15 protein-coding genes are annotated in these 18496 nt (G+C 36.0%); 5 read left to right on the top strand and 10 right to left on the bottom strand.

Annotated features, from left to right (window positions below; all coding sequences use genetic code 11):
• Positions 1–426: 426 nt before the first annotated feature.
• Positions 427–2004, top strand: coding sequence for a DHA2 family efflux MFS transporter permease subunit (locus tag ATE47_RS10015; RefSeq protein ID WP_062161838.1), 1578 nt, complete (start codon positions 427–429; stop codon positions 2002–2004).
• A gap of 256 nt (positions 2005–2260) precedes the next feature.
• On the opposite strand, the gene ATE47_RS10010 is transcribed toward ATE47_RS10015, so the two are convergent.
• The 5 genes from ATE47_RS10010 to ATE47_RS09990 all read right to left on the bottom strand — a co-directional run bounded on the left by ATE47_RS10010 (position 2261) and on the right by ATE47_RS09990 (position 7944).
• A complete protein-coding gene (locus tag ATE47_RS10010) occupies positions 2261–2968 on the bottom strand; it encodes a hypothetical protein (RefSeq protein ID WP_062161837.1) in 708 nt (235 codons plus the stop codon).
• A gap of 30 nt (positions 2969–2998) precedes the next feature.
• Positions 2999–3703, bottom strand: a complete 705-nt coding sequence (locus ATE47_RS10005; RefSeq protein WP_062161836.1) for a hypothetical protein — start codon at positions 3701–3703, stop codon at positions 2999–3001.
• 309 nt (positions 3704–4012) lie between these two features.
• Positions 4013–4864, bottom strand: coding sequence for a hypothetical protein (locus tag ATE47_RS10000; RefSeq protein ID WP_062161835.1), 852 nt, complete (start codon positions 4862–4864; stop codon positions 4013–4015).
• Between the two features lie 36 nt (positions 4865–4900).
• Positions 4901–5722 (bottom strand): hypothetical protein, encoded by an 822-nt coding sequence (locus ATE47_RS09995; protein WP_062161834.1) that lies wholly within the window; start codon positions 5720–5722, stop codon positions 4901–4903.
• Positions 5723–6339: 617 nt separating this feature from the next.
• Positions 6340–7944, bottom strand: a complete 1605-nt coding sequence (locus ATE47_RS09990; RefSeq protein ID WP_062161833.1) for an AraC family transcriptional regulator — start codon at positions 7942–7944, stop codon at positions 6340–6342.
• A 213-nt stretch (positions 7945–8157) separates the two neighbouring features.
• Between ATE47_RS09990 and ATE47_RS09985 the strand changes: the two genes are divergently transcribed.
• Entirely contained in the window at positions 8158–8709 is a 552-nt protein-coding gene (locus ATE47_RS09985) for a DNA-3-methyladenine glycosylase I (RefSeq protein ID WP_062161832.1), read from the top strand.
• Between the two features lie 177 nt (positions 8710–8886).
• Here ATE47_RS09985 and ATE47_RS09980 read toward each other — a convergent pair whose 3' ends face one another.
• A complete protein-coding gene (locus tag ATE47_RS09980) occupies positions 8887–10473 on the bottom strand; it encodes a patatin-like phospholipase family protein (protein ID WP_062161831.1) in 1587 nt (528 codons plus the stop codon).
• A gap of 205 nt (positions 10474–10678) precedes the next feature.
• Positions 10679–11575 carry a magnesium transporter CorA family protein gene (locus ATE47_RS09975; RefSeq protein WP_062161830.1) on the bottom strand — a complete coding sequence of 299 codons (897 nt, stop codon included), beginning with the start codon at positions 11573–11575 and terminating at the stop codon, positions 10679–10681.
• A gap of 72 nt (positions 11576–11647) precedes the next feature.
• On the opposite strand from ATE47_RS09975, the gene ATE47_RS09970 reads away from it, so the two are divergent.
• From ATE47_RS09970 to ATE47_RS09960, 3 genes are all read left to right on the top strand, one after another.
• On the top strand, positions 11648–12670 hold the full coding sequence (locus ATE47_RS09970; protein ID WP_062161829.1) for a 3-oxoacyl-ACP synthase III family protein: 1023 nt from the start codon (positions 11648–11650) through the stop codon (positions 12668–12670).
• A 92-nt stretch (positions 12671–12762) separates the two neighbouring features.
• Positions 12763–13455: a hypothetical protein gene (locus tag ATE47_RS09965; protein ID WP_150114815.1), complete on the top strand. Its 693-nt coding sequence runs from the start codon at positions 12763–12765 to the stop codon at positions 13453–13455.
• Between the two features lie 648 nt (positions 13456–14103).
• The gene (locus ATE47_RS09960) at positions 14104–15456 is read left to right on the top strand and encodes a hypothetical protein (protein WP_062161827.1); all 1353 of its coding nucleotides are present in this window, start codon (positions 14104–14106) and stop codon (positions 15454–15456) included.
• A gap of 66 nt (positions 15457–15522) precedes the next feature.
• Here ATE47_RS09960 and ATE47_RS09955 read toward each other — a convergent pair whose 3' ends face one another.
• The 3 genes from ATE47_RS09955 to ATE47_RS09945 all read right to left on the bottom strand — a co-directional run bounded on the left by ATE47_RS09955 (position 15523) and on the right by ATE47_RS09945 (position 18408).
• Positions 15523–16689 carry a thioredoxin family protein gene (locus tag ATE47_RS09955; protein ID WP_062161826.1) on the bottom strand — a complete coding sequence of 389 codons (1167 nt, stop codon included), beginning with the start codon at positions 16687–16689 and terminating at the stop codon, positions 15523–15525.
• 216 nt (positions 16690–16905) lie between these two features.
• Positions 16906–17109 carry a hypothetical protein gene (locus ATE47_RS09950; protein WP_062161825.1) on the bottom strand — a complete coding sequence of 68 codons (204 nt, stop codon included), beginning with the start codon at positions 17107–17109 and terminating at the stop codon, positions 16906–16908.
• Between the two features lie 129 nt (positions 17110–17238).
• Positions 17239–18408 (bottom strand): thioredoxin family protein, encoded by a 1170-nt coding sequence (locus ATE47_RS09945; protein ID WP_228376261.1) that lies wholly within the window; start codon positions 18406–18408, stop codon positions 17239–17241.
• Positions 18409–18496: the final 88 nt, after the last annotated feature.

Here is an 18496-nt window from a genome sequence, read left to right as displayed (position 1 = left end):
AGCAAGTCAATTGTGAAATGTAAAAAGGAGTAGTAAAATTGATTATGAAATAGATGCCGGTTTTGTAGATGGGGTCAAAAACGATGTGGAAATGAAGATAATTTGACCATGAAGTTGAGCCGGTTTGCAGATGAACATCAAGAATGTTGTGGAATTGAAGTAGTAAAATTGATTATGAAGTTGACCATTGACAGTTCACTTTTTTAAATTAAGATTTTAGAGATTCGGAAAATAATCTGTATTGACAATTGATTTCATTATTTAGCATTAAAATGTGGATAATAAATCGACGGGTGAATAAGTTTTTTAACCTTAATCTTAGCCTAAATACAGACCAATCAAGAATAAGTTAGTTCGTAAAAAATATATTTTGATTTCCTAATTTCTGAATCTCGATTTCTTAATTCTAATACACTAAAAACAAACATGCAAGATTCATTAGTAGAATATGGAGCCCGAAGGGTAATCATCACGATTACGGCGATCCTTTGTGCGCTGCTTGAAATTGTGGATTCCACGATTGTAAATGTTGCCCTGAACGAGATGAAAGGTAACCTGGGAGCCACGCTTTCCGAAGTAGGTTGGGTGATTACGGCGTACGCAATCGGGAATGTTATTGTTGTTCCGATGACGAGCTGGCTTTCACAACAATTTGGACGGAGGAATTACTTTGCGGCTTCCATCATTATATTTACCGTATTTTCATTTTTATGTGGAAACGCGACCAACATCTGGGAATTGGTATTTTTCCGTCTGATGCAGGGAATCGGTGGGGGAGCCTTACTGGTAACTTCACAGACGATCATCACGGAATCTTACCCTGTTGAAAAAAGAAGTATGGCTCAGGCAATCTATGGTCTAGGGGTAATTATCGGTCCTACATTAGGTCCGCCTCTTGGAGGATATATTGTTGATAATTTCAGCTGGCCGTATATTTTCTATATTAACATTCCTATTGGTATTGCAGCAACTTTAATGACGCTTCAATTCGTGAAGAGCCCGAAATATTCAGAAAAACGTAAAGTTTCGGATGTGGATTGGATCGGGATTGCTTTACTGGCGCTTACCGTTGGTTCTTTACAGTTTATTCTGGAAAGAGGTCACGAAGAAGACTGGTTTGAAAGCGGAATGATCGTAACCTTCACCACCACAGCAGTTTTAGGATTCATCCTATTCCTTTGGCGAGAACTCACCTTCAAATATCCAATTGTTGAGCTTCGGGTTTTAAAGAACGGAAACTTAAGGATCGGAACCGTCATGTCCTTTGTCCTAGGGTTTGGTTTGTATGGTTCTACCTTTATCGTTCCGTTGTATACACAGAGTATTTTGGGCTGGACGGCGCTTCAGTCGGGAGCTTTGATGATTCCGGCAGCGTTGACAACTGCCTTCATGATGCCTATTATCGGTAGATTATTATCAAAAGGTGCGAAACAGCAGATTTTGGTTTCCCTGGGATTATTTATCTTCTTCGTTTACAGTTTCTGGGGCTATAAAATTTTAACTCCGGACACCAGCAAAGACGCCTTTTTCTGGATGCTGATTGTAAGAGGAGCAGGTTTAGGACTGTTGTTTATCCCGATTACTTCATTGTCATTAAGTACATTAAAAGGTCAGGAAATCGGTCAGGGCGCAGCTTTCACGGGGATGATGAGGCAGCTTGGAGGTTCTTTCGGGATTGCGGCGATTACTACGTTTATTGCTAATGCCGGACAGAAATACAGGTTGAATTTAATCTCCCATCTCGATGAAAATGATTTTGCTGTCCAGCAAAGATTACAGGCTCTGAAAGGCAGTTTTATGGCAAAAGGAATGACTCCAGATGCCGCAATGAATGCAGCCTACAAAATGCTAGATCTTACAGTAACAAAACAGGCAACGGTACTTTCTTATATGGATGTTTTCCTTTATTTAGGGGTTGTATTCCTGGTATGTATTCCGTTTATCCTGTTTATTAAGGAAAGAAAAAGCAAACAAAAAATAGATTTGAGTGAGGCAATGCACTAGATTTTATTTAAATTAATATAAACCTTCGATGATTCTCGGAGGTTTTTTTGTTTTTATTTCATAATTTATTTATTATTAATGAAGTATGTGAAAAACTTAAACAAATCCTCAAAAAAGCCTGCTTAAAATGAACAGGCCTGCAATAACCTAACTAAAATTAAGGAACCATTAACAAGGAAAAGTCCTGAATAATATTATATTGACATTTGTATTTTTAAAGCAATGAACCTGGGAAAAATTTCATTATAGGCTTTTATTAACCTCCCAATTGGGTAATTGTAAATAAAGCTCCGGCAGGAACCGTATAAGTAACCGGGCCCGAAGTACAGGATACAAGACAATGTACTGAACCCAGTTTTACAGTCTGGCCGGCTTCCAGATGCAGTGTAATGGTGTTGCCTCTAAAAGTTGTAGCCACTGTAATATTACTTAAGCTGAATACGAGATTCCTTTTTTCAGTAGTTCCGGTGTACACAAAAATACACCAGTTTACATTATTACTCGCGATATTGGCTCCTACAGCAGCTCCTATGGATATTTGATAATATCCTGTATAAGGTACTATATAAGCAGATGTCGCAGCATCCCAACTCCCGTCAAGCACATTGACATTATCAAAATTCCAGGCGTGAGTGTCACTTGTATCGGTTGTGAATGACTCTGGCGTAGTTTTTCTTCCTGAAGCCACTACCTTAGGGATAAAATCATTAAGGGAATTTCCCACCAGTTGAAGCCAGTTTACTCCATCACTATAATACATGCTGTTATTATACTTCATGGCTCCGGCTCCGGCTGCTGATGCTGTCTGAGTGGTATTTCCAAAAGCAATAGCTGAATTCCCTGTGGCAGATCTTGCATCCAGATGCACTGTTGGTGTTGCTGTATTTATTCCCACCTGCCCCGTCTGCCCCAAAAAGCTCCCGAAAATAAAAATTGAAAAAACTAAAATAAATATGTTTTTCATGATCTAAAATTTAAATGTTAAAACTATTTTTTAGTTTCCCAGCTGAGTAATTGAGAAAACAGCACCCGGAGCAACAGTATATAACCTGGTTCCGCATCCCACACAATGGGCAGAGCCTAGTTTTACTACCTGACCGGTATTGAGATATATCGTGAAAGAACCTCCTCTTACCCCTTGAGATATAGCAGGCAGATTTTGTGCGGTATAAACAAAGTAAATATTGTCCGTTGTGGTAGAGCCGGAATTCGGGTAGACAAAAACGGCCCAGCTTGAGGAATTTGAAACAGCATTTACCGTTATGTCTCCTCCTAACGAAATTTGATAGAAACCGGAGCTGGGAACTGTGTAGCTATTGGTGGCTGAGTCCCAGTTTCCATCATTCACCGATATTGTCTGAAAAGCCCATATCTGTGGGATGTTATTATTTGATGTGATGGCCTGGTCTGTATTTTTAAGACCTGCAGCGACAACTCTTGGTATAAAAACACCGGCTACTTTTTCCAGCATTGGCACCCAGATTATTCCGTTACTGTAATACAACTGCCCGTTATCATACTTCATGGCTCCGCTTCCGGCAGCGGCAGCCGTTTGGTTGGTATTCCCGAAAGCGATAGCAGAATTTCCTGTGACAGATCTTGCGTCAAGATTTACGACTGGGTTTGCGTTTCCGATTCCCACCTGAGCGGAAAAAATACCGGCGAGGAGAAGAGATAGAATTAAAGAGATTTTTTTCATTGGTTTTAAGGTATTATGCGTGACGTTATTTGTTTTAATAAGTATTTAGAAGTTTTATTTTGAAAAAGAAATAGCATTTTCGTTTTCGAAAAATAGAAATGATTTATTTTTTTAAATATTGAATTTTAATGTGTTAAAGAATTAATTGAAAAAAGATTTAAAAGAGTACCCTTAAAAAGGATACTCATTAAATAAACAGCTGACAATGATTATAAATCTTATCATTTTAATACAATGTTTTCATCCTTACTGTGGGGAACAATGGATTTGAAAACATGTCGTTATTGTATAGCATTCGTGTTATTAGAATCAGTCACCTATTCTTGTTATGATAAATTGAGTTCCGTTACCGAAAAGTGTCATTCCCGGTCCGCTGCAGTTGCCGGATACTCCTCTTCCTAAATTGATCAGGATTTGTTTTCCCGCCGGAAGTGAAGCTGAAGTATACGTAATGGTCCCGGTGTGTCTTGACCCGGCACCTGTGCCAGTAAGATGATCGGAGGTACTGTGTACCCTGCTGAAAGAAGAAGGAAGAGGGAAGTCATAAAAATATGAGCTAAGCGTGCATCCTCCATGGCTGGCTGCATATATTAAAGTAAACTGATATGTACCGGCAGGGAGTGTTACGAAATGAGTGGTAGGGTTATAAGTTAAACCTTCTATTGCATTTTTTGTCAGGGTCATTGGTATTTCCTGAGCTCCTCCTGCGCTTACTCCATTCAGAAAATTGGTAACATCAGTATTCAGGGCTAGCATTGTAGATTTTGGTATATCCAGCTCGTTGATGGATTGTTCTCTTTTTAAATATGAATATCCCGGATTCGGGCGGATAGCACCCAGCAAATCAATGTCTTCCGGATTTGGTGCGGGAAGTACGCCGTCAATCCTTACGTTATCACCACCGGTTGTGGCAAAAAATAAATACAGCTTGCTTCTTGCGGATCCAATACCAAAATGCGGACCTATATTCATGCTTCCGTCTGTATCTATCATGAAATCATCAAAAACCTGGGGCAGGGAAGGTAATCCGCCTGTAGCAGGGTTGTTTCCTCGGGTATCAAGATGGAAAGGACCTTGCGGATTGGAAGTTTTGATTCCTATTTTCTGGCTGAATAGTATATTAATACAGATTATGGAGGATAGTAGTAGTAATTTTTTCATCTCAATATAGATTATTAGTTAAAAATTAAGCTATTATTAAGCTCCCATTCTGTATATCATCAAATGTGTAGAATTTTTTAATAGTGTCATCCCTGGCCCGGTGCAGTTGCCTGCCTGTCCTCGTCCCAGCCTGATAATGAAATTATTGGTAGGATTTACGAGTTTCGCAGAATAGCTTATGGTTCCGCCATGATTAGATGCACCGCCTTCTAAATGTGAAGCATTACTCTGAACCCTTACTGCTGTTCCGTCATTAGGGAAGTCAACAAAATAAGAGCTTAAAGTACAGCCTGTGTTGTTGTGAACTCCTTCATAAACAAATGTGAACTGGTAAGTTCCCGCCGGAAGTGAAATCTGCCGAATGGTGTTGTCAAAAGTAAGGCCTGGAATCGAATTTTTTATCATAGCCATATTCACCACCTGATTACTACCGGGAGCTATGCCATTGAGGAAATTATTCACATCAGTACCCAATACGAAAAGTGCAGGTCTGGGAATAGAAAGACTCTCCACAGATCCTATTGACCGTATTAGACCTCCGGAAGTTATTCCCAGCAAAAAATCCTGTTGTGGATCACCTGCAAGCAGTCCACCGATTTGTGCCGGATCATTTACGCCGTCACCGACAACGTGTAGTTTTCTTGCGGGATTTGTAGTTCCAACCCCTACATAGCCGTTAGGGGCAGTGATGACAAAATCGTTGGCCTGTTGTGTAGTATTGGGTGCACCCGTCGCAGGATTATCTTTTCCGGCGTCGACATGGAACATACCTTGTGGATTATTTGTGTGAACGCCTACCTGTGCCTGCGACCATAATGTGAAGAATAAACCAATTGGTAATAATAGTTTTTTTTTCATGTTTAAGTTATTTTTGTTATGCGTGACATTGTTTTACAAAGGTATCTAGAGGAACCTTTTGATGAAAGAAATACACTTTTCATTTTCGGAAAACGGAAAGTTTTTTGTTTTTAACTAATTGATTTTTAATAGTTTTAATTTTTGATAATAACAAATAATAAATCTGTTTTTGGTGAAAAATTGTTCTGATTAAAAGTGTATTTAGTAATGAAAATTTTAAAAATGGCTTATTAAAACAACCTCTGCCTAAAAAAAGAATGCGAGATGATCCCGCATTCCTCCAAACTGACGATGGTTGATCAACTATTACAACAGTTGTCTATTAAGCTATTAATCCAACAGATGATACTTAAAACATGTATAAATCCTGTCACGGCTTACATCTTATTGGAAAACCGCCATGTGCTAGCTTTAATATTCCATTTACAGCCGGATATTTATTTTAATATTTAAAGTATTCAGAATGTTTCACAAAGGTATTTGCAGGTTTTGCTTAAATAAAGAAATACCCTTTTTGTTTTCGAAAAACAGACAGCTCTTAATGGATGACAAATAAAAAATGTCTGCACCTCAAAGGAGATGCAGACATGTGTAAATAATTAATAATTGTCTCGAGATTATTTTTTATTCTTCTTTATTTCTTCCTGCTCAATAAAAGAAATAAAAGTAGAAGGAGAGATTCCTGTAATGGATTTAAAAATTGTGGTGAATTTACTGTGTGAAGAAAAACCGCATTCTTCGGCCAATGCTCCCAGTTTATATTTTCTGTATTTCTCGGAAGTGTTAAGCTTATGGATGATATAGTTGATCCTCAGTTTATTGATATAGCTTTTGAAATCAGCATTTTTATATTTTTTTATGACATAAGAAATATACCGGATATTGGTGTTGAATTCTGTCGCAAGATATGAAAGAGAAACATTACTGTTGTTGAACATTTGTTCTTTTTCGAATTGATCAAGATCAGCCAGGATTTTAGCTTCTGTTTCTTTGTTGATGGCAATTTCAGTGTGTTTATTTTCCGATTCAATTTCTTTGGAAATGGTTTCTTCCTCATTTTCAGCTTCTTCAATATCAGAGGTTATTACTTTGGATTCCAAAACATATTCCTCTTTTTCTTTATAATGATCGATAATGCTTCTGAACCTTTGATACTCTGCTTTCTGCTTCTTTTTATTAATGATGAAAATAATAATCAGAATTAAAATTAATAGAGAAGCAATTCCAATAACAATATTTTTTATTTTGTTCCAACTTACATATTGATCTTTTTCTTTTTCAATTTTATTATTGTCTTTTGAAACATAATATGATATACCACCTGCGAGTTTTGCATTGGTTTTAGCATTTATTTTTCTGTAAAAACTTGCTTTTTGATATTGCTTGGTCTCATCATATAAATCGGCAAGGCATTGTGCTGCGAGATTTTTCATCCCTGCATTTTGTGATTTTTCGGCAAATTCTATTGTTTTTAAAAAAATCTTTTCCGCTTCGGTATAATTTTTTTCTTCAAGCAAGACCTCTCCGAGTCCATTATTAGCAAAAGCTGCGGCAGTGGTGGATTCCGGAAGAATTTTTATTGCCTTGAGATAGTATTCTTTGGCAAGTTTATAATTATGAATATTATTAAAATACAACTGACCGATCTCCAGATAATGATGCCCGATATTAAGGCTGTCTGCAGGTATCTTTGAAAGATATTCTAACGCTTCAAAATGGTATGCTATAGCCTTATCATTTTTGCCAAGACTCTGTGCCCATCCGGATAATGCGGTACAAAAACGGGATTTTACCAGTGCCTTTTTTATAGGATCTTTTATTTTACCGGCAGTTTTGAGACCTTCATTCAGATATTTTTCAGCTTTTTGATCTAACTTTAAAGTACCGTAGGTTTCGGCTAAAAGTCCAAGAGTTTTTGCCTGCAGTTCATAATTATCGGTATTGCTGAGAATATCTTTTGCCTTTTCACCATATTTTACAGATTTTTCAAGTTTATATTGCATTCTATAAATATTGGCTGTCAAAAGATAACCCCTGCCTTTTAGTTCAGGTGTTTTTGCTGTTTTCGTAAGCGAGTCTGCTATTTTTAAAGCAAGTGAAGGGTTTTGAGATGCAGTTTCATTAATCGTTTTTGCGTATATATCTTCAACAGGATCTTTAGATTTTTGAGCCCACATAACAGTGGAATATAGAAAAATGAAAAGAAGTAAATTTTTAGCCATAAATTGATTTAATATTTAAAATTTTATCGTTTGAGTTGATTTTAACAAATATAAATTAAAAATATAGCATTATGTTTAAACTATTTATTAAATGTGGTATGCTCTGAAAATGAATTTATTACTATTAAAAAAATACCTTTTTATCAAAATAAATCAAGACTGCTGACAGGCATTTGTCACAAAATACACGTATGTTTGGGCAAAATTTCGAAAATGAGTTATTGTTCAGCAATAGAAAGAATGCAGCCTGAAAGCAGGAAAGAACTTCATAAAAACTACCACGACAATCATTATGGTTTCCCGATTCATGATGATAATGAATTGTTTGGAAGGTTGATTATGGAAATCAATCAGGCCGGACTAAGCTGGGAAACGATCTTAAAAAAAGAACAAAGCTTCAGATTGGCTTACGATAATTTTGATATTCAAAAAGTGGCGGCTTATACAGAAACCGACCGCGAAAGATTATTAAGTGATCCCGGAATTATAAGAAATAAATTAAAGGTAAATGCAGCCATCGAAAACGCAAAAACCATCATCGGATTACAAAAAGAATTCGGTTCTTTTGAAAAATGGCTGGAACATCATCACCCCAAAACATTACAGGAATGGATGAAAATATTCAAAAAAACTTTCAAGTTTACAGGCGGCGAAATTGTGAATGAGTTTCTGATGAGTATTGGTTATTTGAAGGGTTCTCATGATGAAAGTTGTTCTGTTTATGATGAGGTTTTGAAGCATGAGCCGATGTGGAGGAAAGGGTAATTTTGTAAATCTTAAGAAAAAATCTATCAATATATATGAGATGCTTTGACTTCGCTCAGCATGACATTGCTACAACAGCAGTTAGTATTAGCGATGTCATGCTGAGCGAAGTCGAAGCATCTTAAACAGCTTAATATTTCACGCTTGTCAAAATCAATTTAATCTTAATTACAATAGTTACCCCACCGTCTTCGTATCTTCCTCCTTCAAAATCTTCTTCTCCTTCATTGAAAGCATCATCCTTTCACACTTATATTTTTCCCAGTCAAAATTATTCAGAAAGTCAAGGGCTGCAGAAAAACCGCGGTTAAAAAGCTCTTCTTTTTCCTCTCTTTTCATGAAGAAATTCAGCCAGTTGCTCGTCCCGCAATTCACGGTTTGGATGCTGAATAAATGATAAAAAGTATGTTTGGTTAGGAATGTTTTATCATTAAATCCTTTTAGCGTGCTGATAATATTTCCGGTGTAGGAGAGAGGTGATTTTAAAATTTCCTCGCTCGTTTTTCCTTTTTCAGATAAAATATCGGAATCGCTGGTCAATTGTACCCCAAACAAAGGCAGTCTCGGATAAAAAATATCCGCAGAATGAAACAGATCGATCGGGAAATTTGAAATACTGCCTCCATCGATGAAAACACCAACAGGATTGATGTCTTCCTGTTTCGTATTCATCCAGAATTTCCAGGCATACTTCACGGAATCATCATTTTTATCAATCCTTTTCTGCATCGGTTCAAAAAAGAAAGGAACCGACATTGAAGCACGTACAAATTCTGCCGGACTTACGTGTTTCAATTCCTCTTCAGACCAATACAGATTGGCCATTGATGGCAACTCAACCTTTATTTTAGCGTTAATATCCGTTGTGATTACGGTATATTCGGATTTTAATAAATAGAAAGGATCTTTTTTATAATATTCATTGTTTACGGCGCTTTCGTAGAATATTTTGTAGCGGATTTCGTCGATATGCTTTTGATTATTTACTTTGATTTCTTCAATGCTGTTTAACGCGATGGCGTAATATTCCATACCGTTTCCATAGCGGTAATTGAGGTTTAAATCCTTGCCACGCTGCACAAATTTTTCGTTTAGAGCAGCAACTGTTCTTATTCCGAAACCTTCCAGCACTTCTTTCATTTGATTCAGAAAAGTATTTCCCGGATTAAGCCCGGAATTTCTCTTTTTCAAATCAGAATAAAGCTTTGCGAGACATAAAGCCATGATAATAACGAGCAGCAACGGAATAGAGAAAAGAATTTTCGTTTCCCAGGTTGTCTGAGTAGGTAAAACGAAAGCCAGAACTCCAAAAAACGCAAGAACTACAACTATAATATAAATGTTGATTTTCAGGAAGTTTTTATTGTTCAGCATCGCATGAATGGTAGTTTTTACATACGGTTTCCCGTCCATAAAATCAGCGAAGTTCCAGTTGAAGAGGATGTCTTTGATGACTTCACTTTTGGCTTCTTCTTTGGTTTTGCAGGCTGCAATAAGCATTGTGTTGATGGCACCCGCACTGGTTCCAGCAACTTTCAGGAAACGGATCCCGAAAATTTCCAGTCCGTACAGATAGCCTACCAGTGCGCTTCCCCAAACTCCGCCTCCTTCTTGCACAAATTCCACATATTGGTTGCCTTCCGCATCCAGAATGTCAGAAAATTCTTTCGGCGAAATATTATTATGCAGCGCTGCCAATTTTTCTTTGGAAGCTTTTGAAAGAACATTTTCTTCCAGAATTTTTTGTAGGGTTTCGGGTTTCATGGCGGTTATTTTTTTAACACTGATAACACGAATTTTTTCGCTGATGACACTAAGCTTTTTAGTGTTTATATATGAAAAATATTAGTGTATTTTGTGTTTAATCTTATATAAAAATACAACGATTCATTAATTAATTTCACTATTTAAAATTAATTATATTTAAAATATTAACCAACCGTGTTTTTACTATATCTATAAGGGAAAATTACCACTGTTTTCTTCTGGCATAGATAAATGTGCAGATAACAACCAATGCCATAAGTCCCAACGTGAAAAAGTATCCATATTTATGGTGTAGTTCCGGCATATTGTCGAAGTTCATCCCATAAACTCCCGCGATGAATGTGATCGGTAAAAAATAAACCGAATAGATGGCCAGTACTTTCATTACCTGGTTCGCTTTCTGGTCTGAAAGTGCCAGGAACATGGAGATAAGGTTGGTAATCTGAATGTTCAGATGATCAAAATCCGCAACAACATCTTTGTGTTTATCTTTTAAATCAAAAACTTCGGAATCCGGTAATCCGAGAAGCTTAAACTTATCGACAGCATCAGTGGAGATGCTCAAAACCCTGGAATTTAATCCTGATTTTCTTTTTAATTTATATAATCTCTTGATTTGATTGGTATGGTTGGTATTTTTCAGGAAGATTTCGTTTTCGATGTTGTCCATTGTTTCGAGGAGGTTCACAGATTCATCATCGAAGCTTTTCATGATTAATAAAGCGATCCTTAAAGCAATATGTTCCGGTGTGATATCCTGAAGGGCTGAGATTTGCTTTTTTGTTTCGGAAATACTTTTGGTTCTCATTCGATGAATGGTAATAATGGTCTGCCCGAAAAGGAAAATCCCGATTTTTGTACTGATATCGCTGATGGTATTGAGGTTTTTGCGTTCAAGCTCAGTGCTTTCGCGCAGGAGGAAAAATTTTATATTCTCGTCTTCCTCATATTTCGGAAGGTGATTGGGGTCTAAAGTGTCTTCTAAAAGGAGATTGTTGATCTCATATCTTTCATGAAGAAATTTTAAATCTTCTGCAGTAGGTGCTTCTACGTCTACCCATTCGCATTGGGAATTTCTGTATATCGTGTCAATTGGCATAAAGTAAAAATACTAATATTTGAAAAAGTATGTATTAAATAAATTCTATATTTGTCAAAATTAAAAAACTATATGATTAAAAGTACAATAAAAGGAATCGGATTTCATGTTCCGGATAACGTTGTTACGAATGATGATTTAGCAAAATTAATGACCACCAATGATGATTGGATTACGGAAAGGACAGGCATCAAAGAAAGAAGACACAGAAAAAACAGGAATGATTCTCAGGAAACTACTGCTTATCTTGCCTTTAAGGCTTCGGAAAAAGCTATTGCCGGTGCGGGATTAACGGCTAAAGATATTGATTATATTGTTTTTGCAACCCTTTCACCGGATTATTATTTTCCGGGTTGTGGCGTTTTGCTTCAGGATATGTTGGGTTGTGATACTATCGGGGCTTTGGATGTGAGAAACCAGTGTTCAGGATTTGTGTATGCGATGAGCGTTGCCAATGCTTTTATCAAATCTGGGACGTATAAAAATATTCTGGTTGTGGGCGCTGAGGTTCATTCTTTCGGGCTTGATTTTTCTGATGAAGGAAGAGGCGTTTCCGTGATTTTCGGAGATGGGGCAGGAGCGGTTGTACTTTCTGCTACGGAAGATGAAAATGCGGGTGATATTTTAGCTGTAAACATGCATTCTGAAGGGAAATATGCTGATGAGCTTTGTACACAGTTTCCGGGTTCTAAATACGGATGGAGTGACAGAATGAGAAAAGAGCCTGAAAATGTGACAAATAAGGAAGTTTACCCAATTATGAACGGAAATTTTGTGTTCAAGCATGCAGTAACAAGATTCCCTGAAACGATGCAGGAAGCTTTAGATAAAGCAGGAAAAACCATTGAAGATGTTGATATGTTTATTCCGCATCAGGCGAATTTGAGAATTGCCCAGTTTGTTCAACAAAAATTTGGCTTGCCGGATGAAAAAGTATTCAATAATATTCAAAAATACGGTAATACAACGGCGGCTTCCATTCCGATTGCATTGAATGAAGCCATTGAAAAGGGAAAAATCAAAAGAGGGGATTTGGTCCTGCTTTCCGCTTTTGGAAGTGGTTTTACATGGGGAAGCGTTTTATTTGAATATTAATAAAATTCACTTAAATATTAAAATTCGCTTAAAATATTGTGGTTTAGGATATATTATGTAAATTTGCGCTATAAAATACAAACACATACATGATGAAAAAAACACTATTAACAAGTGTATTCTTATTTCCGTTATTTGCGTACGCACAAGTCGGAATCAACACAAACACTCCCCAAAAAACTTTACACGTCAACGGATCATTGCAAATTACTAATGAGCTGAACGTAGGTGGAAATGCTACAACAGCAGGAAACGCTGGAACTACAGGACAGGTTCTTTCATCGAGCGGTGCGGGCGCGGCTCCTACCTGGAAATCGATTAATTTTCTAAGCGGTACCATTTCGAATGCATACTATGTACAGGGAACCACCGCGGTAGATATTCCTCAGGGGGCTACAGCGGATGTACCGGGGGTAACAATAACACTGACGGTTCCTGCGGGGCTTACGCAAACTTTCCTGTTTACTATTTTAGGATATGCAACCCTAAATCCGGCTAATGGAACTGCTTCACAGGGAGTTTTCAGCCTGGTACAAAACGGGACAAAAATATCATCAGCTTATACATCTAAAGTGGGGAATGCCAGTGGACTAATTGACTTGCCTATTCCTGTAACTTTTCTGAAGGCAGTGACACTACCGGCGGGAACTTATACTTTTAAAGTTCAGTATAAATCCTGGTTCGGTGCTCACAGAGTAAATCATAATCCATCTAACTATGGCGGATATGACGGCGATTCTGAAGCAATGCTTACAAAGATGCAGGTATTGGTGTATAATAATTAAGTTTAATTAGTTTTCCTTTATATAAAGGAATTCAGGTATTGAAAATATAATGTTGCATTACAGATGCAGCATTTTTTATTTTTGGATATTTAAATTATTCTTAAGTAAAAGATAGTGAATATAGGAGAAAATGCAATAAAAGTAGGAAAAATCAATCCAATTGAGCTTAGCATTTTAATGGTTTTCAGCAGAAATTAATGGGTTAACCATTAAAATTATAAACGTCTTTTTTTTACAGACGTTTATTAACTATACCAAATTCTTAGTCAAATATTCATTTATTTATCAATTTCCGTTAAAAGTCTTTTTAGGAAATTTTCTATAATAATTTTAACCATAAAACCAATATGATAGAATAATTCCAATTTATGTGGAAATTTTAGTTTAATTATTAAATCAAAAATGATTAATCGTTTAATTATAGACAAGAATACTATAAATCTTATTAAATGTTAAATTATCAATATGATAAAAATCATAAAGCATGGCTTTAGAAGGTGCAATTCCCTTTAAACAGGGAGGAAAAGCAACTATGAGTAGCGAGCTAGGGTTCTAATATTATGTTAAAAATGCTTAAAGCAGCTTAAATGATTTGTTTCCCTAAGTATTTTTTTTATAATTTTGAGCCCGAAAACAACAAACAATAAAATGATGAAAAAATCTTTATCTGCCGCTATAATGCTGGCGGCTGCCACTTTTGGCTACGCGCAAGTTGGTATCAATACTAGTACTCCTTCTTCCACATTAGATATTACTGCTAAAAATTCAACTGGTACTTCCAAAAATGTTGATGGTTTGTTAGTTCCCAGAGTTGACAGAGAAAGAGCACAATCTATGTCTTCTATTCCTACCTCTACTTTGATTTACGTAAACAGCATAAATAAGGGAACACAGACAGGAAATGCAGTAAATGTAGATGCAGTAGGATACTATTATTTTGATGGAAACGTATGGGTAAAACTGAACGCTGGTTCGGGATCGGGAGCTTCTGTGAATATCTATAATTCAGACGGAACCCTTACAGCAAACAGAACAGTAACCCAAGGAGATAAAACTTTAACTTTTAATGGAACTGTTACCAATGCATTCTCAGTAGATGACAATACATTTTCAGTAGATGCTGCAAACGATAGAGTTGGGGTTGGAACAAATGCACCACAACATAAATTCCATGTAGTAGCAAACACATCAAATCTTAACAGGTTTTCATTAATCGATGCGCCGAGTTCTACTAATGGACATCCTATTCTAGCTTTAAGAAACACTTCACCATCTGCAACCGGAAACTTCTCTTTATTAGGATTCACGAATAGCGGACCTACTTCAGGTGGGGCAAACTGGGGAATCGGAAGTGTTTTAAGAGAAGATAGAAAAGAAGATTTCTTTTTTGGAAATTCTTTAGGTGCGGGATATCTTGAAAGAATGAGAATCAGTGCTGAAGGAAAAATAGGGATTGGTACTACTGCACCTACAAACACTCTTCATGTAAAAGCAGCAACTGATCCTTTAAAACTTGAAGGTATACAAAAAGGTAGCGGGACAACTTTGGTAATTGATGAAAATGGGGTAGTAAAGAAAGAAAATGTAGTAACCTCAAAAATGGTATTAGTAGTTAAACGAAATACAGATTTTAATGGTGCTGCAGGGGCTGCTAATGCTGTTCCATGGGATGGAGAAGTTTATGACCCGGAAAATGCTTTTACTCCAAGTGCTAGTGCAACTACTTATACAGTAACAAAAGCAGGTCTACACCAAATATACCTTAATATTACAGCTAAAGGTGATAGTTCATTTGCTCAGGGCGACCCTTGGTTTGCCAGAATTTGGAAAAATGGAGCCGTTATTGCAGCATCTGATGCCACAAAAGCTTTTGGAGCATCTACAGTAGTGGTTGCAGTAGATACTTTTGCAGCAGGAGATCAAATTGCAGTGGATTTTGGAAATAAACCTAATGGAGTTGTAAAAGATTTGACAAAATTATCAATTTTCAGATTTGAATAAGAATAATCTATTATAGAGAATAAAAATAAAGACTGTCTTTTGACAGTCTTTATTTTTTTATTTATATTAAAGCTCTTTCAACAGCTTTTCGGTATCAGTAGCATCCTGGCCTGTTTTTTTAGCCAGCTCGATAGACTTTTCAGCCCAAAGCTTTGCATTCTTTTTGTCCCCGATTTTGTTGTAAAGATTTGCCAGTGTATCTGTATTGGCGTAGTTCTCATCTTTCTTTACGGATTCCTGTGCCCATGTTACAGCTTTTTCAAGAGAAGATTTTGTATTTACATTTTCAAAGAAATTCCATGCTATTGAATTCAGTTCTTCAGAATTGGCAGCAGAAGTATCTTTATAAAGCTCAAGACTCAGTTTTTCATAAGTCGGGATATCTTTATCCTTCAAAGCTCTGCCTGCCTTTGCTCTTTTAAGTATTTTTTCAGCTTCATTTTTCGTCATGAATTTCTGAGCTTCAGTCATGAAATAACTGTCATTCCAAACTTTTGTATCCGTATTATAAGACTTTTTGAAAATAGTATTGATTTTGATATTTTTATCAAATGCATCATATCTTTCAGTAGAAAAAACTTTTGTGATTTCTGCTTTCTTAGACTGGAAAATTTTATACATCGGACTTTCTGTACCCTGGTTCTGAACGGCCATAAGCAACATCTGTACATCATCTTTATCCAATTCCGTTTTTCCACTGAAGTAGCGTTCCAAAACTCGTCCTGCAAATTCTGCATCATTGTAAACTGTAAGTTCGGCAAGGTTTTTCAGGAATTCGGTATTCTTTTCACCATTTTCGAATTTTTGCTTTAATGCTGTTAATCTTTTATTAGGATCTCCGGCATCTTTTGCAAACTGGATAAAATCGTTTTCTTCAACATATCCTAAAGTCCTGTGAACAATCTCACCGTTACCATCCACAAAAAGATAAGTAGGAAAGGCTTTTACATTATATTTTTTGGCGATTTCAATACCTTCACCTTTTTCCATATCTATTTTTGCATTCACAAAATGAGCATTGTAATAATCTCCAACTGCTTTTTGCGGGAAAACGTTTTTTACCATCAGCTTACAAGGCCCACACCACGTAGTGTATGCATCAATGAATACAAGCTTATTTTCTTTTTTGGCTTTTGCCAGAATAGTAGTGAAGTTGGTGTCTTCAAATTTGATTCCCTGTGCGAAGACCACTGCTCCGATGAAAAGGGAAGAAAGTATTGCTATTTTTTTCATAAAAACTTTTATTGATTGCAAATGTAATAATTAGTTGATATTATAGAATTGATAAAATAAAAAAGTTATCGTATGATTGGATAAATTTTTAAGAAATAAGTTAAATAGAAAAAAATATTTCCGCAACTAAGTTGAAATTCGGTAGATTTTGAAACATTTCAATGACAAAACCGCAGTAATACCGCGGTTTTACGAGTTGTTAGCGTTTTGAGACTGCTATTTATCTTTTAAGGTATCGTTTTTCATTTTTATGCTGTCTGCAGTTGCAGATTCAGAGTGTGCTGCAGCGCTATCTCCCATGCTGTTTCTTAAATATTCCTTATCTCTTTCGTCCTTAAATTCTTCTCTTTTTTCTTTATTTTGAGCGCAGCTTCCTAAAAATAGCAAACCCAATACAGCTCCTGCAAATAATTTTTTCATAGTAATTTTTCTTTTAATGTTTAGTATTAATCAAATATAATGATATTAGATAAAAGATAAAAGAAAATCTTAGATACAAAAAATCCGCAAAAAATAATTCTGTGGAAAATAATTTATGATTGATAAAGTTTATTTAAGGGTATTCAAAAAATTCTGAACTTCAGATACATATTCAGGAGCTTGGCTTTTTGCTGATTCGATGGCTTTTTCAGCAGATGCTTTGGCATTAGCTTTATCACCTGTTTTGTTATAAAGCTTTGCTAAAGTGAAATCATTCATAAAAACATTCAATTTACTATTAGATTCTTTTGCCCAAAGAATTGCTTTTTCAAGAGTTGATTTAGTGGTAATTTGACTATCTGCAACCATGTTTGCAATATATCCTAATGTCGAAGAATTAACACTTTTATAATCTTTATATTTTTCAAGGATTAATTTCTCAAAAGTTGGATAATCTTTTGTTTCGTACGCAATATCTATTTTTAAGCCTAGCAGTTGTTCATTTGCATTTTCTTTTCCCACAACTTTCTGCATTTCATCCAGATAATATTTTTCGTCTAAGGTGTTAGAAGCTTTGTTATACGCCTTTTTATAAATCTCTCTTATTTTGATATTTTTATTAAGTTCTTCATATTCTTTTTCAGAAATAGCCTTTAAAAACAATGGCTTTTTACTTTGGAAAAACTTATAAACAGGGTCTTCAGTACTAACGATACCCATTGCCATACTCATTGCTTCGCCTCTAGTCATAGTAGGGTAAACTGTATAATAGCGATCCCATATTTTCTGTAATAAAGCCCTGTCATTTACAGCCAGATCTGCAAGATTTCTTAAAAATTCCGGGTCTTTTTCTCCTTTTTCAAATCTCTTCTTAAGTGCAGCAATTTGTTTGCTAGGATCCTGCGCATCTTTCCCGAATTGGATGAAATCTTTTTCTTCCAGATAAAAATTGGCTGTGTGTACTACGTTCCCGTCACCATCAAGAAACAAATAAGTAGGATATCTGCTGATCTTGTATTTTTTAGCGATCGCAATTCCTTCTCCTTTTTCCATATTAAATTTTGCATTGATAAAGTTGGAATTGTAATAATCTCCAACTGTCTGAAGCGGAAATATGTTTTTTACCATAAGTTTGCAGGGAGCACACCACGAGGTGTAACCGTCAATAAAAACAAGCTTTTTTTCCTGTTTGGCTTTAGCAAGAATGTCTGAGAATTTTCCTTCTTCGAATTTGATTCCTTGTGCGGATAGAACTGTGCTAACGATAACTGTAGCAGTTAATAAGATTTTTTTTATCATTATGTGTGTTTATTATTGTTGCAAAGATAAATAGAATATTAATCAAAATATTAGATTGGATAAAAAAAATCCACAGAGCTTTCATCTG

This window comes from Chryseobacterium sp. IHB B 17019 (genome assembly GCF_001456155.1).
Taxonomy (GTDB): domain Bacteria; phylum Bacteroidota; class Bacteroidia; order Flavobacteriales; family Weeksellaceae; genus Chryseobacterium.
The sequence above is the reverse complement of the archived record's forward strand: the minus strand, read 5'-3'. Positions and strand labels throughout refer to the sequence as shown.